The sequence below is a fragment of the Arthrobacter sp. SE2 genome, from assembly GCF_058244265.1.
In genome coordinates this window covers 1-13,930 of sequence record NZ_JBZAYA010000040.1, presented here as the reverse complement: position 1 = coordinate 13,930, position 13,930 = coordinate 1, and the positions used below count along the sequence as shown (strand labels likewise).

The following is a 13,930-nucleotide window of genomic DNA, read 5'->3' as shown; positions in this document are numbered from 1 at the left end:
CCACCGCCCCTACCGAATCAAACAGACCAACCATGCCTAAATGCGAAGAGCCCCTAATGGTCGTAAGATCCTTTGTTCAATCGCACTATCTTCAGTTCTGGTTTTCTCGGGCACCAACGCCGCCAACGCCCGGGCCGCCACCACCGAGTCGACTGCGGCTCCGGCCGCTCCGATTGTCGGTGCAACTACGGAGCCGCAGGTCGCCAAGGTCTGGAACGTCTGGCAAGACAACTTGTACAGCGAGGGGACGTGCAAAAGGGCCTCCTTCCCGATCCTCTATACGCACCGTTATATTCTTGACTATCGCTGTCTTCAGAATCGTCCAGGTTCTTTCAACGCCGGCCGCTGGTCGCTTTGGGTTCTGGTTCCTGATTCTGTCTAAACGAATCGGAGGTCGCGACGTCCTATGAAGGCAGAGAGCGAAACAACCAGCGGCCAGCAGTTGCGCCCTGTCCGCGAAGGTTCCTCGGTGGAAGTATGTGGACGTCTGTTCACCGGAACCGACGGGCACACTTATGCGCGTCCGAGACTTCACCCCGATGAACCGCACACCAGTTTGAGGGAACAAGCCGAATGGGACTCGACGCCAAACAGAATCAGAGTCACGGGCTTGGGAACGCAAGAACGGCAGTTCGGCGGAGCCGAGGGCTCTTGGCATACCATTCGTGGCATTCTCAGAGGCATGTGCATCGAAGCCAACGCAGTGCTCGATCCTCCCGAGCACTGGCTCGACACCTGGGCGGGAGCAGCCTCTAGATACTCAGAGTCGGACCCTCATGCGCCAACCGAGTGGTTCCTTAGCCCAGACCGCCAGGAGTTCCTGGAGAGAATCTTTGCCATGATTGATGAGCGTAAAGACTTTTGTCCGCGTATCTCGTCGGGACTTAGTGGTACCGATAACGGCACCTTCTGCGTCAACATAAATATCATGGCGATCAATGAGAGTTTCGCGGCTTGGGCAGAAAACTACAGCCCGGATGACCTCCTTGTAAGATCTTTCGTTAGGGCCCTCTAGGGGCAGATTCATAACGACGCTAGGCAATCATCGGCATAAGCAAGGGCGGCCAGCACGGATAACATGGTGGCCGCCCTCGCTTGCCAGTGTCTAGACGTCGATGCTGGCCATGTTGGGGTAGCGCGCTCCGGCAGTGGACCCTGCCGGGGCGAGTTCGTCGAGGCGCTTCAGATCATCTTCGGAGAGTTCGACGGCGGTGGCCCCGAGGTTCTCGGCCAGGCGTTCGCGCTTCTTGGTGCCGGGGATCGGGACGATGTGCTCGCCCTGTGCCAGCAGCCAAGCCAGGGCCAACTGTCCGGGGGTGCATCCCTTCTGGTCGGCGAGTTCTTTCACCTGGTCCACGAGTTCCAGGTTGCGCTTGAAGTTCTCGCCTTGGAAGCGAGGGGAGTGGCGGCGGAAGTCGTTTTCCGCGAAGTCGGCCTCGCTGCGGATCTGCCCGGTCAGGAAACCGCGGCCGAGCGGGCTGTAGGGAACGAACCCGATGCCCAGCTCTGCCAGGACCGGAAAGACCTTCGTTTCGGGCTCCCGTTCCCAGAGGGAATACTCGGTCTGCAATGCGGTGATGGGATGCACGGCGTGGGCGCGGCGGATAGTGTCTGGTGCGGCCTCGGAAAGCCCCAGATGCCGGACTTTTCCGGCCTGGACCAGTTCGGCCATGGCGCCCACGGTGTCTTCGATGGGGACGGTCTTGTCCACGCGGTGCTGGTAGTACAGGTCTATGTGGTCGACGCCGAGGCGTTGAAGGCTAGCGTCACAGGCGGAGCGGACATATTCGGGGGTGCCATTGACGCGCAGGAAGGATCCGTCCTCGCGGCGTTCGTTCCCGAACTTCGTGGCCAGCACGACATCGGCGCGGCGGCCAGCGATGGCCTTGCCGACGAGCTTCTCGTTGGTGAAGGGCCCATACATGTCGGCGGTGTCCAATAGGCTGCCGCCGGCGTCGAGGAAGGCGTTGATGGTGGCAAGGGATTCGCGGTCGTCCCCCTCGCCGTAGAACTCACTCATGCCCATGCAGCCGAGGCCGAGGGCAGAAACGGTCAATGAACCAAGCGTGCGGTTTTCCATGGGGTTCTCTCCTGTAGGTGGCAGAACGTGCTGGACGGCAGGACGGTGCTCAGAGAGGGGTGCGGGTAGGGCCACTATAGGCAGGTCGGTGGAGGAGGGACAACGTTGAGGCAGGGAGAGCGGCGAACCTACTGACTGGCAACTCCGGATTGGCCGAACAGTTCTGCATCAAGTTGGTCGAGGGCTTCGGGATACCCGGCGACATCGATGGGTCCGCGTGTGGTCTGGAGTGAAACCACTCGGAAACCGGGGCCGAATTTGACTTCTGCGAAATCCCACAGCTCCAGGTGCCTGCGGTCTGCGGGGATTCGGCCATTCACGAGGAAAGTAGCTGGATGGACCCATGATCCGTTCCGAGACTTGTCTGCCACGAAGTCAACAAGCGGTGCGCGGACGGAAAGCAGGCCCCGCACCCAGCCATTGGCCACGCCGCCGGGCAATGGTTCGGGCGAACGAATCCAGAATCCGTCCATCCGCGCCGTCGCCATAGCCTGAACCTGAGTCGGTTAGCCGCGCGGGTTGCCACTAACCCAACTATCCAAGCGGCCACCAAAGTGATGAAGAAAATGGGAAGTGAGTTGGGTTTTCCCAGTCGAGCGACAGCAGGGCGATCGAAGCAAAAGCGGCGCTAACGGCACAGCCGAGGGCGGTTGTCAGCAGACGCTTCATCCTGGCTTGCTTCCCGGTCATGCCACACTATAGGCCCGGGTCCCACGCGTTGTCCCGGACTTGGCCCCACCGGTGCTGATGTCCGAACGGGCCGCAGGACCGCGGCGGGAAAGTACATTGGTGTGGGAACACGAGATGCCGTCTGGCTAAATCGACCCGCAACGGGAACAGGAATAGGGAAATGAGCGGAACTGCGCTGCGTGCTGCGAAGGTCAATCTGATGGTGGCGCGGTGACGGCCCGGCTGCGGGTGTGCCTGCCCGACCAGAAACTCCTGGACGCCATGGAACCATCCGCCGACGTCGAGTTCGTGATGTGGGACCTGACTGGTCCAGCCCCCGCGGACGCCTTCGACTTACTGGTGCCGCCCTACATGGGCCGGCCGGACGCACTCACGGCGCTGAATGGCGTGACGGTCGGGCTCGTGCAGAGCCAATCGATAGGGTACGACGGCGTCGCCGACGTCTTGCCGTCGGGTTGCGTTTTCGCCAACGCGGCCGGGGTCCATGAGCCGTCGACGGCGGAACTCGCCATGGGGATGATGATCGCCAGCCAGCGGGGGATTCCGGACTTTGTCAGAAACCAGGCGTCCGGAACATGGGCCAACGGCCTGCGCCCAAGTTTGGCGGACCGTAGGGTTCTCCTGCTTGGCTACGGGGGAGTGGGGAAGGCCATTGAAGCCAGGCTCTTGCCGTTCGAAACGCACGTGACGCGGATGGCAAGCCGAGAACGCGAGGATGACCACGGACGGATCTTAGGCATCGACACTCTGTATGACCAGTTGCCGCTGCACGAGATCGTGGTGGTCAGCGTACCCCTATCCGAGCACACCCGTGGGCTGGTGGACGCTCGGTTCCTCGCGGCCATGCCGGACGGCGCGCTGTTGGTGAACGTGGCCAGGGGCCAGGTTGCGGACACGGAAGCCTTGCTGCGGGAGACGTCCTCGGGACGTCTACGCGCCGCTTTGGATGTGACCGACCCGGAGCCTCTGCCGGCCGACCATCCTTTGTGGACGGTGCCTGGTGTGCTGATCACGCCCCATGTGGGCGGGGCAAGCTCCGCGATGTTCCCTCGGATGGTCCGGCTGATCCAGAAGCAGATCTCGTTGCTGCCGGCTGGCGAGGCGCCGGTGAATGTGGTGCTGGGTGCGGAATCGGTGGCTGGGTAGTGGGCTGAGAAGGCAACTACGGTTCTGGCTGAGCGAAGTGGCCGCAATGGCAGTCGTTGCCGTGGCTCGTCCTGTAATCGGACCGACCTCGGTCTCTGTGTTCGTGTGAGGCTGCTACCTCGTCGCGTTAAGGATGCGCAGGCGGCGTGCCTCAAATAATTCGAGACTGTCTAGGCGGTAACGCGCGTAGGTTGGCAGGTCAGAGGGCAGCGCCGGCGACACGAAGTTGTCGAAGGGGAGCAAGAAGCGCACTGCACCGTTGGCATCTACGAAGTCGCCGAGATGGAAATGATCGATGTATCCGGCGAAGGAGCCGAACAGCGCAAAGAAGCCTTCATGGCGATCTATCGTCGTGGCCAAAGGACTCGTGCCACCCTCGTAAAAGCGCCGGATCGATTCGAGGGTCAAGTCCCATCGGTCTTGGATACGCGGATGAGTGCCCCGATTCTGGTTGAGACTGCCCCGCGAGACCGGGAAGATCATGAAACCGCAGATCGTGTACGAGCGTCGCAGGAACGCATCATTGACCTCGTCTGGAAGCTGCGCGTAGAGGTGGCTCAGTTTCCTCCGATGCCGCGTCGCAATCGTGTCGCTTCCGAGAACAATTCTTGTGCCGTCTGCTTCATACACAAGATACGGTGAGCGGGCGCGCCCGGCGTGAAGCTCGAACGGCCGCCCGTCAGGGAGCGGCTTGCTCCATAGGAGCTGGTGGTATCGCCGGAGCGTGGGGCTGTGACTGTCGGGGTCCTTGCCCGCCGGAGTGTCATCGAAGAAGTTGTAGTCGACGTCGATCTCGTTCAGCTCGCCCATGAATTGAAACTAGCAGGAACTGCCGACGCGGGTGAGGATTGAGCCATGGCAAAGTACATACGCGGCCTAACCGCCGTGATCTATAAGCAGACCGGGTTCTTGCCAGTGATCCAGAGTGCATCCTCGTGAAGCAGATGAGGCTCCGGTACGCCGGAGCGTGTCGGGTGTGCGATGCCTCTCTTCCCACCGGGACCGAAGCAATCTATGAGAGCGAGACGAAGTCCGTCCGCTGCCTGGAATGCGTCCCCGAGGCGAAGTCCCCGGAACTCGAACCACCTGGTGAACATTCATCGCTCACCGAGTCCGGGGTAGCCGGGTCGTCGGCTCGGCGTGAATACGAGCGCCGCAAGGCCAAGGATGAGGAGAGGCTCCGGGAGAAATGGGGTCGATTGAGTGGTCTCGCCGCCGCTCTGTCTGACGAGCGGCAAAGCACCAAAGCCTGGGACCAGGGTGCGATCGGCGAGGAACGACTCGGGGCCCGGCTCGATTCCCTGGTCGCCGACGACATCGCGGTCCTCCATGACCGCCGCATCCCCGGTTCGAAGGCGAACATTGACCATATCGCTATAACCCGCAAAGGGATCTGGGTGATCGATGCCAAGCGCTACAAGGGCCGGCCCGAGCTGAAGATCGAGGGCGGCATCCTTCGGCCACGCGTCGAGAAGCTCCTCGTCGGCCGGCGCGACTGCACGAAACTGGTCGATGGGGTGCTTAAACAGGTCGGGCTCGTACGCGACCTCGCCGGAGATATGCCGGTCACCGGGGCGCTGTGCTTCGTCGAAGCCGACTGGCCCCTGATAGGGGGCGCGTTCGTCACCGGGGGCATTCACGTTCTCTGGCCGAAACGACTAGCCAAAGTGCTTGCAGAGCAGACAGCCGGCGATGTTGATGTCGCCGCTACATGTGAGTCGGTGGCCTCGCGGTTCAAGTCTGCGTGACGTCCCACCAGTCTCCACAGTTCTTGAGCACACGCATGAATAGTTCATTTGGTCGCCCTCCCGGCGGCACCCGCCGCAGATCCTCAAGCCCCTCTATCGCACTAGTCATAGGCGGGGCTAACAGATAGGAGCGTTACCGCTCGCGTTGGCCATCATCATGTCCAAGAAGATTTCCAGTTCCCTTCCGGCAGCTGTCAGAGCGGTCCGAATCACACCTCTTTCGGAGAGTTCCCCCAGAGATGGTCATTGGCCCGTGCTAAATGACACCCCGCGCAATTGGAGTTGTTGGTCTTTGTCGCTTCCACCAAATACCCTGGCGCAGTGAACACATCCAATGGGGGATCGGCAATTGAACAATTGCCCGAAGGTCTATACGAACTGCTCAAGACCGAAAGGCTGATGACAAGCCTCTCAAAGTTTCCTCAGCTACGACCTCATTTTGGATCGGTCGAAGATGAAGAAAGCGCGGATGTCCTGTCCCGCCACGTCGCCGACGCCGTCCGCAAAAGTCTGGCCGCGGCCGAACCCACCGAACGCGTAGGCCTCGCAAACAAACTCCTTCAGGAACTGCGGGATGCGGACCGCATTGCACCGGGTCCCACCCAGCTCCGCTCCCTCCACCGCCCGGATACTCTAAAGCGCCGTAATTTGCGCCGCCCCACCACGCCGCTATCCGACTCGGCCCTCCTCACAAACAGCAAAGACGATCCGAACCTCGCAGCCGAGCTCCGAACCGAGATTGAATCCGCCGATACCGTTGATCTTCTTTGCGCCTTTGTCCGCTGGACCGGTCTCCGGTTGCTCCAACCCGCACTCGAGCAACTGAAGGAACGCGGTGCCCGCCTAAGAGTCATCACCACCACGTACATGGGTGCCACCGAACGGCGGGCTATCGACGAGCTTGTGACCCGGTACGGGGCCGAGGTGAAGATCAGCTACGAAACCCAGGCCACGCGCCTCCATGCGAAGGCCTGGCTATTTCGCAGGAACTCAGGATTCGACACTGCCTATGTCGGCAGCTCCAACCTCAGCCAAGCGGCCCTCCTCGACGGACTCGAATGGAACGTCCGCCTCAGCTCCATCGGCACGCCAGCACTCCTGAACAAGTTTGAGGTCACCTTCGACAGCTACTGGGCACAGCGGGCTTTCCAAAGCTACGACCCGGAGCGTGACGGCGAAAAACTCGACGCCGCACTGGAGCGCAATGGCGGACGACGCACGGCAGCCCCGGACGCACTCACGGGCCTGGAGGTCCAGCCTTTCCTTCACCAGGAGGAGATGCTTGAAGACCTCGAAGCCGAGCGGCTCAAGGGCTTCAACCACAACCTCGTCGTTGCAGCAACGGGCACCGGAAAGACGGTGATCGCCGCACTTGACTACAAAAGATTGTGCGAGGCCGCCGGCCGTGATCTGAAGCTGCTCTTCGTTGCGCATCGCCAGGAAATCCTCAAACAGGCGATGCGCACCTACCGTGACGTTATGCAGGACGGTGCATTCGGTGAACTCTACGTCGGGGCACATAAACCGGAGGAGTGGAAGCACATCTTCGCATCGGTACAGTCCCTTTCGTCCCTCGGCATCGAACAGCTGAAACCGGACTTCTTCGACGTCGTGGTTATCGACGAATTCCACCACGCCATGGCGCCCACCTACCGCCGGTTACTGGACCACCTCCGGCCGCAGCAGCTTCTCGGACTGACCGCGACCCCGGAACGCGGCGACGGAGTCGACGTCGCGAAACAGTTCTTCGACGGGCGAACCGCCTCGGAGCTGCGACTCTGGGACGCTCTCGACGCGGACCTGCTTGTGCCTTTCCACTATTTTGGGGTCTCCGACGACGTCGACCTGAGCCAACTGGAATGGAAGCGCGGCAATTACGACGCTGGCCAGCTGAACAACCTCTACACCGGCAACGACGCCCGCGCCGCCAAGGTGATCCGCGAACTTCGAGACAAAGTCACCAGCACCGACCAGATGCGGGCCATCGGCTTCTGCGTCTCGGTTCAGCACGCCCACTACATGGCGGAGGTCTTCAACCGCGCCGGGATCGCCTCCGTTGCGGTCGACGGGAGCACCGACGACGCCGGCCGCGCCGCGGCGCTGGAACGGCTCAGCCGGCAGGAGATCAACTGTATCTTCGCTGTCGACCTTTTCAACGAAGGCCTGGACCTGCCGCAGGTGGACACTATCCTGATGCTCCGGCCCACGCAGAGCGCCACAATCTTCCTCCAGCAGTTGGGACGTGGGCTGCGCCGTGCGGAGGGTAAAGCGGTGCTGACCGTCATGGATTTCATCGGCCAGCAACGCCGTGAGTTCCGCTTTGATCTGCGCTACCGGGCGCTCACCGGCTACGGGCGCAAGGAGCTGGAGAAGGCTGTCGAGGATGAGTTCCCGTACCTTCCCTCGGGGTCGCAAATCGTGTTGGACAGGGTGGCTCAGAAGGTAGTGCTGGACAACATCAAGGCGCAGCTGCGGTTTAACCGGGCGCAGCTGGTTCGGGACATCGCATCGTATGCGGAGACCGAGCTGCAGGCCTATCTGGAGCAGTCCGGAAACGATGTGAAGTCGATTTACCGTTCGACAAGGGACTCCTGGACAGGGTACCTCCGCCAGGCGGAGCTGATCGAGGGATTCTCGCCGCTGGAGGCAGTTCTCAGTGGGAGGATCCACGAACTCTCAGATGCCGACGAGAGAAGGCTCCTCGGACGTATGGCAGCGCTCATCCATGTGGACGATCCGGAACGTGCCGAGGCGTACTCGACGCTAGTAAGCCCCGACGCACCCCGCTACGCAGCGCTCGGCATGCGGGAGCAGACTTTCGCCCGTATGCTGTTCTACACGCTTTGGGACGACGGCGGCGGTTTCCCGTCGTACGACGCTGGCTTGGACTACCTTCGCGGCTATCAGTTTGTGTGCAGCGAGATCCGCCAAATCGTGAAGCTCGGGGTTTTGGCGTCCAAACATGCCGCTAAGGGCCTCGGAGCAGGGCTGCAGCACGTTCCGCTGCTCTCGCACGCGACCTACCGACGGGAGGAAATTCTGGCGGCGTTGCAGTACGGGTCATTGGAACTCGGAAAGAATGTGCAGCATCGGGAGGGGGTGGCCTGGTGCCCGGCAACGTCCACCGATGCCTTCTTTGTCACCCTCAATAAGGACGACAAGAAGCACTCAGCGACGACGATGTATAAGGACTACGCGATCAGCCCGGAGCTGTTCCACTGGGAGTCCCAGAACGCGACCTCGCCCGGAAGCCCGACGGGCAGACGGTATTTGGACAGGGCCGTGCACGGGTCAAAGATCCTTATTTTCACGCGGGATACTTCAGAGGACGAGACGGGGCTGACCGTTCCGTACACATGTCTGGGCCAGGTGGACTACGTGCAACACGCAGGCGAGAAGCCGATGGCGATCACTTGGAAGCTGCACCGGCCGATGCCGGCGGATGTGTTTGCGACGGCGGCTGCGGCCGCGCAATAGCGAAACGGACTCAGGAATATCGGTCATTTTGCGATATGGATGAAAATCCGGACGTCAGCGACAGACCCAACATTTTCAGTTATCTGGATTGCAGTTAGACATCTCCGGAGGATCAAGACAGCCTCATGGAAATGGTCCAGTGCTGGGTCCCTATAACAGTCTTCGATTGTTGACTGGCGATGAAAATCACTCGGTTTCCGCAGTCGGACGAAGCCTCGTCCAGCACCCGAAGATATTCACGCAGCGTCCGGCCTCGACCGTGACGTCGGATTCGCTGCTCCCTTCCCGCAGCATCGAGTCGGTCGACACAGAGATTTCAGTTGTAGAGTTTCCGCTTGACCTTTCGCAGAAGCCGAACGACTTGTTGGCCGGGGTTAAATGATGGCAAGGACCAAGAACAGGAAGATGATGCTGAACATCACCAAGCTGGCTAGAGTCGGCTCGGGTGACCAACCAGAGGTCGCACAGTAAAGCAACCATTGCGCTGTCCACATGCCGCCCACCGAAGCGCCGTAAAGATAAAGTCGTCCCCACACGGTTTTTGGGGTCGGGAATTTAGGTCTGGCGGACATTGTCCGGCTCCCGTCGTATCTGGAACGTGCAATTGGACTTGTTCACTTAGCTGCAATTTGATCCAGGATTGTTGATACAACCTCTTCGGGATGGGCGGTCGAGACAATCCATTGGCGTTGTTCGTGTCCAAAGCGATCGCAGACCCTCCCATCGGCAACCCCCGTGTGTCCCTGCCCATGACCCGGAAGCCATATCCATAAGCGTGGGATGTCTCTGAGGCTGTGGCTACCTTGGGAGCGACCTGCCAGCCGGGCCTCCGAAATCACCATGTTTCGCCCAATTTCTCGCCCTAATTCGACCGGGCCCACTACGAGCTTTTGGACGGTCGCATGAGCCCACGGTGCCGAACTTGGGAATAGACAATCCAGAGACCTGAGCCTACAAACGGCAACACAAGGATCCCGACGGCAATCGCTACTGTGACTGGGGGCGGGAATCCACTTTGATGCCATAAGCGATGCAAGCGCGACGACTACCAACACGAAATAGACGATGCCCAAAACGGGCGTAGCCCAGGCGTCGCTGACGACGTGGTTATCCGGATCAGTTGGGTTCACCACGACCGACAGGTTCATGTATACCGTCTTTTTCAGAAGTTACTGCTATTGATCTCGCGAGCATTTGATCAGGCTTGGAACCACCAGTTCCGACGAGCGGGACAGGCTTCGGACCAAACCTCTCGTTCCCGGTGGTCATTTTGCTTGCTTCCTGTAGACAAACGATGTCGCAAGACTCGCCCCGGAAGCCGCCAGGGAGAGCACCCACGTCGGCTGATTGCCGACGAATGAAATGATGGCAACGATCAAGAGCATTGCGGCCGCGGAGAGTGTTAGAAGTTCCATCTACAGCAAAATAAGCCCCGCCGAGGCCGTCTCCGTGTGCGATGTACCGAATCTCAGTGTGATTTCACCAAAAATCCGTGTGAAAAGAGCCAATCTCAGTGTTCGCAAGCGACCATCTCCGTGTAGCCGAGTCCGCCGTCGCATCGCCCAGGCCGAAGCGCTCGGGCGCCCTGCTGGCACCGGCTCCCTGAATCGAATTATCGTAGACGCAATAGACTTTGAGAATTTGCGGCATTCTGAACTCGCCAGAGACGGAGGAACGTTGAACAGACCAGTAAGCAGGGGATTATTCTTTGGGGCTGGGTTCGGCTGCGCGTATGCGCTGGTGGTTCTTCTCTTGGGAGTGTCTGGCGGCCCGGGATTGGCGATACTCAGCGGGCTCGGCGGCGCCCTGATAGGTGCCGTGTCGGGGTACTTGATTGCTGCGTTGACCCTTGGCGTGGGGCGGCTGACCAGAGTTCGACGTGAGCTTGAAAAGGCCATCGCCGCCGTAATTACCGGGGCTTCAACGTTGCTCATCCTTATGACCTTGGCTTCGGTATCGGATTCAAAGTGGCCGTGGTGGACGAATCTTGTTTCGGCGGGTGCGGCCGCCCTTGTTGGTGGACTGGCGTGGCCGCGGACGAAAACTGTCGTTGGGGAGTCTCGCTAGACGCCCCAACGACAGTTCCTTAGTTAGTAAGGTGGGTAGAGCGCAGGCCAGTTGCAGGCTGAAGCATTCGTCCTCCAAAGCCCCATGCACATATTGCTTGCAAATTGGTACCACTGCCCACGTGCGGCGTACTGGTTCCCGGCGTTGAGTACTACGCGGTCAATGACGATGGCCGCGTTGACGTTCAAGGCCCTCTCGCCGTTTGGCTTGGGTATCGAGGCGAAATTGATAATCGATCCCTCGCCGTCGAAGTGCCCTGCCAGTGCCGTGAATTGGAAATAGAAGTTTCCGGCATAACCAATTTGCACTGGCGCCGGAACCTGAATCGCCCCAGCAACGAGGATCTTCAGATCCAGGACCTGCCCTACGTAGGGGTACGTTGACGTTGCCCCGTTGATCGGGAAGTAGCAGTTGAAGCACGTTCGAAGGAGGTTGAACGGCTCCACGTGATTTCCGTAGCCTAGTGGGAACTCGAAGTTGTAGGTCCACGATGGGGCGGCCATCACGAGCGGATACGCAGTCGCCCCGGTTGGTTGTACCTTCTGCGTGATGGTGGCAGCGCTAATTTCCATTGTTGTGGGGACTGCGTTGCCCGCAGAGTCTTTGGCGCTGCCCTGCTTCACCGAGCCCAAATAGTTGCCTCGAGCCGAGTAGAAGTTCTTGAAACCAGGGATTCCGTCTGAGACAGTGAACCCGGACGGGAGGTCGTAGTCAAAGGCCGCCGTCCGATCCGCCTTGGGACTGCCGAGGGCAACAAACACATCGGCACCACTCGGCGTGGAACGCACATACAACTTTCGGTCGACACCAGAAGTTGAATACACCGCAGTGTCCCCGGATACTTTGGCTTTCCCATGGGCAAACGAGGCAGTGATCTTCCTGTCCGGCTTCTTCTGGTCATTCCCTGACGAAACGAGAACTTCGGCCGTGCCCGAAGCTGAGAGTTCGACTTTGCTGGGAACGTGAGCCTTTTGACCAGTATCGGTCGGTTGCCCAGGCGCAACAACGCCGCCATTTGTAGGGTCAACCAAGTTCGACGTGACCTGCATTCTCGTCGATGTCTTGGCCAAGATCTGGTTAGCATCTTCCAGCGTGGGGGGCGCTGCAAATGCCGAGGTGGGCTGGGCGATGCACAACCCAAGTGCGATAATTCCGGCTGCAAGCGCTCGACAAGCTTTTGTCTTTCTTTGCAGAACGCAGCTAATTTGGTGCCAATTCATAATCCCCCCCCAAGGGTTAGGCTGACATAGCTTGGTTAGGAGAGTTGGTCAGTAGCTGAACTACTAACGGCCCCATCCTGAGAGAAAGATAAACCTCCGAAAGCCCGTCTCCGTGTGGAATCGGTCCAATCTCCGTGCGTTTTGGGCGAATCTCCGTGTGAAAATCGCAAAATTCAGTGTGGAAGAGCCGGCGTCTACGTGTTTGGCCCCACGTGTGTCTACGTGTTCGGAACCGCACCGTAGTGCTCGGTAACTGAACCACCCACGCTGTGAACGCAACCCCCCCAGCTGCCGCCCGCCGTCGTACGCCTCAACCCGGACGACGCGACCCGCCGCCTACTCCCCGGAATCAGACTCGGGCAGTTCCTGCGTCCCGGACCCAGGTTCCTTCCTGGGGAAGTCGCCATCCGGGCTGCCGAGCTCATCAGAGTATGGTGCGCGACCTTGGGAGGATGTGTCGATGAGCTCGTTGGCGGCCATGGCCAGAAGGTCGCGTTGTAGGACGGGCAGGGAGAGGAGGCCTTGGAGGTAGGCTTCCACCTCGTACTCGCCAACTTCGCCGCCCGGGCTGAAGTACTTGAGCCAGAGTTCGCCGACGTTGAGCTGTGCGGTTTCTTCGCCGTCGGCCTGGGCCACCGACATTTCCTCGGTCTCGGGGGCCAAGAAGAGGCAGACCAGGAATCCGAGGGCGGTGATGCGTCAATAATCATGGGGGCCGATGCCCTAGTAGCTGAGTCCGAAGGGCAGCGCGAACGTTCCGAGTGCGGCATCGATGCGGCTGACGGCGGTGGTGATGCCGACGGTGCAGGCGCGGACGTGGGTGGGGAAGATTTCGCTCGGGTAGGCCACTCCAGGATGCTGGGTCCTCCGGGGAAGAGGGCGTAAGTCACCAAGCAGCCCACAATGATGGCCAAGGGGGCCGGCGGGACAAAGCCCAGGATGAAGGGCAGGATGGCCAAGATGGCGAAGCACCAGATGATGAGCGGCCGGCGGCCTCAGGTTTCGATCAGCCTCGGCGCCGGAATGCAGTCGGCAAGGAAGACAAGGTCGATTGTGACTGAGCCGAGGTTGTAGAGGTTGCCTTCGCCTATTCCGAATGCTTTCAGGATGCTCGGACCGAAGGTGAAGGTCGCGAACAGCGGACCGACCTGAAGTGGATGGAACCAGAAACGTGCCATCCGAGCGGCGACGATGCTAGCTGCAGCGGGATGGCAGCCGTCTACGTGTTTCGGCCTTAAACACGTAGACGCTCCTTTTGTGACACGTAGATGGAGCCTTTATTACACGTAGATTGGCCGTTTTTGCACGTATTTTTCGTTGTCTCACCACTTAGATGGCAAATCCAGACATAGCCTTTTTACGGCGAACTGGGCGGCTCTTGCGCCTCCCAATTGCCGGAATGAAGTGATTGCTACAGCCACCCAACAATACTTGGGATCTGGAGGGTCCCTACGTGTCAGGGTTGGATGAGGCCAGCGGCTCATTGCAACTTCGTCTAATCC

12 protein-coding genes are annotated in these 13,930 nt (G+C 60.0%); 4 read left to right on the top strand and 8 right to left on the bottom strand.

Annotation, left to right across the window (positions count from 1 at the left end; genetic code table 11):
* Positions 1 to 406 precede the first annotated feature (406 nt).
* On the top strand, positions 407 to 1,015 hold the full coding sequence (locus AC4CS3_RS23675) for a hypothetical protein (protein ID WP_490785499.1): 609 nt from the start codon (positions 407 to 409) through the stop codon (positions 1,013 to 1,015).
* Between the two features lie 90 nt (positions 1,016 to 1,105).
* Here the strand turns inward: AC4CS3_RS23675 and AC4CS3_RS23670 are convergent, their stop codons facing one another.
* Entirely contained in the window at positions 1,106 to 2,080 is a 975-nt protein-coding gene (locus AC4CS3_RS23670; RefSeq protein WP_490785498.1) for an aldo/keto reductase, read from the bottom strand.
* Positions 2,081 to 2,208: 128 nt separating this feature from the next.
* The gene (locus AC4CS3_RS23665) at positions 2,209 to 2,568 is read right to left on the bottom strand and encodes a hypothetical protein (protein WP_490785497.1); all 360 of its coding nucleotides are present in this window, start codon (positions 2,566 to 2,568) and stop codon (positions 2,209 to 2,211) included.
* A gap of 412 nt (positions 2,569 to 2,980) precedes the next feature.
* On the opposite strand from AC4CS3_RS23665, the gene AC4CS3_RS23660 reads away from it, so the two are divergent.
* Positions 2,981 to 3,916 (top strand): 2-hydroxyacid dehydrogenase, encoded by a 936-nt coding sequence (locus tag AC4CS3_RS23660; RefSeq protein ID WP_490785496.1) that lies wholly within the window; start codon positions 2,981 to 2,983, stop codon positions 3,914 to 3,916.
* Between the two features lie 114 nt (positions 3,917 to 4,030).
* Here AC4CS3_RS23660 and AC4CS3_RS23655 read toward each other — a convergent pair whose 3' ends face one another.
* On the bottom strand, positions 4,031 to 4,726 hold the full coding sequence (locus AC4CS3_RS23655) for a DUF6994 family protein (RefSeq protein WP_490785495.1): 696 nt from the start codon (positions 4,724 to 4,726) through the stop codon (positions 4,031 to 4,033).
* A gap of 134 nt (positions 4,727 to 4,860) precedes the next feature.
* Here AC4CS3_RS23655 and AC4CS3_RS23650 point away from each other — a divergent pair, with 134 nt between their 5' ends.
* Positions 4,861 to 5,664, top strand: a complete 804-nt coding sequence (locus AC4CS3_RS23650; protein ID WP_490785501.1) for a nuclease-related domain-containing protein — start codon at positions 4,861 to 4,863, stop codon at positions 5,662 to 5,664.
* A gap of 357 nt (positions 5,665 to 6,021) precedes the next feature.
* Positions 6,022 to 9,141, top strand: coding sequence for a DEAD/DEAH box helicase (locus AC4CS3_RS23645; RefSeq protein WP_490785500.1), 3,120 nt, complete (start codon positions 6,022 to 6,024; stop codon positions 9,139 to 9,141).
* Positions 9,142 to 10,406: 1,265 nt separating this feature from the next.
* Here AC4CS3_RS23645 and AC4CS3_RS23640 read toward each other — a convergent pair.
* The 5 genes from AC4CS3_RS23640 to AC4CS3_RS23620 form a co-directional block, all read right to left on the bottom strand.
* Positions 10,407 to 10,556: a hypothetical protein gene (locus tag AC4CS3_RS23640; protein WP_490785494.1), complete on the bottom strand. Its 150-nt coding sequence runs from the start codon at positions 10,554 to 10,556 to the stop codon at positions 10,407 to 10,409.
* Positions 10,557 to 11,231: 675 nt separating this feature from the next.
* Positions 11,232 to 12,428, bottom strand: a complete 1,197-nt coding sequence (locus AC4CS3_RS23635) for a hypothetical protein (RefSeq protein WP_490785493.1) — start codon at positions 12,426 to 12,428, stop codon at positions 11,232 to 11,234.
* A 336-nt stretch (positions 12,429 to 12,764) separates the two neighbouring features.
* Entirely contained in the window at positions 12,765 to 13,070 is a 306-nt protein-coding gene (locus tag AC4CS3_RS23630; protein ID WP_490785492.1) for a hypothetical protein, read from the bottom strand.
* Between the two features lie 81 nt (positions 13,071 to 13,151).
* A complete protein-coding gene (locus AC4CS3_RS23625; RefSeq protein ID WP_490785491.1) occupies positions 13,152 to 13,277 on the bottom strand; it encodes a hypothetical protein in 126 nt (41 codons plus the stop codon).
* A gap of 146 nt (positions 13,278 to 13,423) precedes the next feature.
* A complete protein-coding gene (locus AC4CS3_RS23620) occupies positions 13,424 to 13,606 on the bottom strand; it encodes a hypothetical protein (protein WP_490785490.1) in 183 nt (60 codons plus the stop codon).
* Positions 13,607 to 13,930: the final 324 nt, after the last annotated feature.

What these genes read in the sequence shown, in the direction of transcription:
- AC4CS3_RS23655 (WP_490785495.1), bottom strand. Translation starts at nt 4,726, where the DNA reads ATGGGCGAGCTGAACGAGATCGACGTCGACTACAACTTCTTCGATGAC.
- AC4CS3_RS23675 (WP_490785499.1), top strand. Translation starts at nt 407, where the DNA reads ATGAAGGCAGAGAGCGAAACAACCAGCGGCCAGCAGTTGCGCCCTGTC.
- AC4CS3_RS23620 (WP_490785490.1), bottom strand. Translation starts at nt 13,606, where the DNA reads ATGGCACGTTTCTGGTTCCATCCACTTCAGGTCGGTCCGCTGTTCGCG.
- AC4CS3_RS23630 (WP_490785492.1), bottom strand. Translation starts at nt 13,070, where the DNA reads ATGTCGGTGGCCCAGGCCGACGGCGAAGAAACCGCACAGCTCAACGTC.
- AC4CS3_RS23665 (WP_490785497.1), bottom strand. Translation starts at nt 2,568, where the DNA reads ATGGCGACGGCGCGGATGGACGGATTCTGGATTCGTTCGCCCGAACCA.
- AC4CS3_RS23650 (WP_490785501.1), top strand. Translation starts at nt 4,861, where the DNA reads ATGAGGCTCCGGTACGCCGGAGCGTGTCGGGTGTGCGATGCCTCTCTT.
- AC4CS3_RS23635 (WP_490785493.1), bottom strand. Translation starts at nt 12,428, where the DNA reads ATGAATTGGCACCAAATTAGCTGCGTTCTGCAAAGAAAGACAAAAGCT.
- AC4CS3_RS23640 (WP_490785494.1), bottom strand. Translation starts at nt 10,556, where the DNA reads ATGGAACTTCTAACACTCTCCGCGGCCGCAATGCTCTTGATCGTTGCC.
- AC4CS3_RS23670 (WP_490785498.1), bottom strand. Translation starts at nt 2,080, where the DNA reads ATGGAAAACCGCACGCTTGGTTCATTGACCGTTTCTGCCCTCGGCCTC.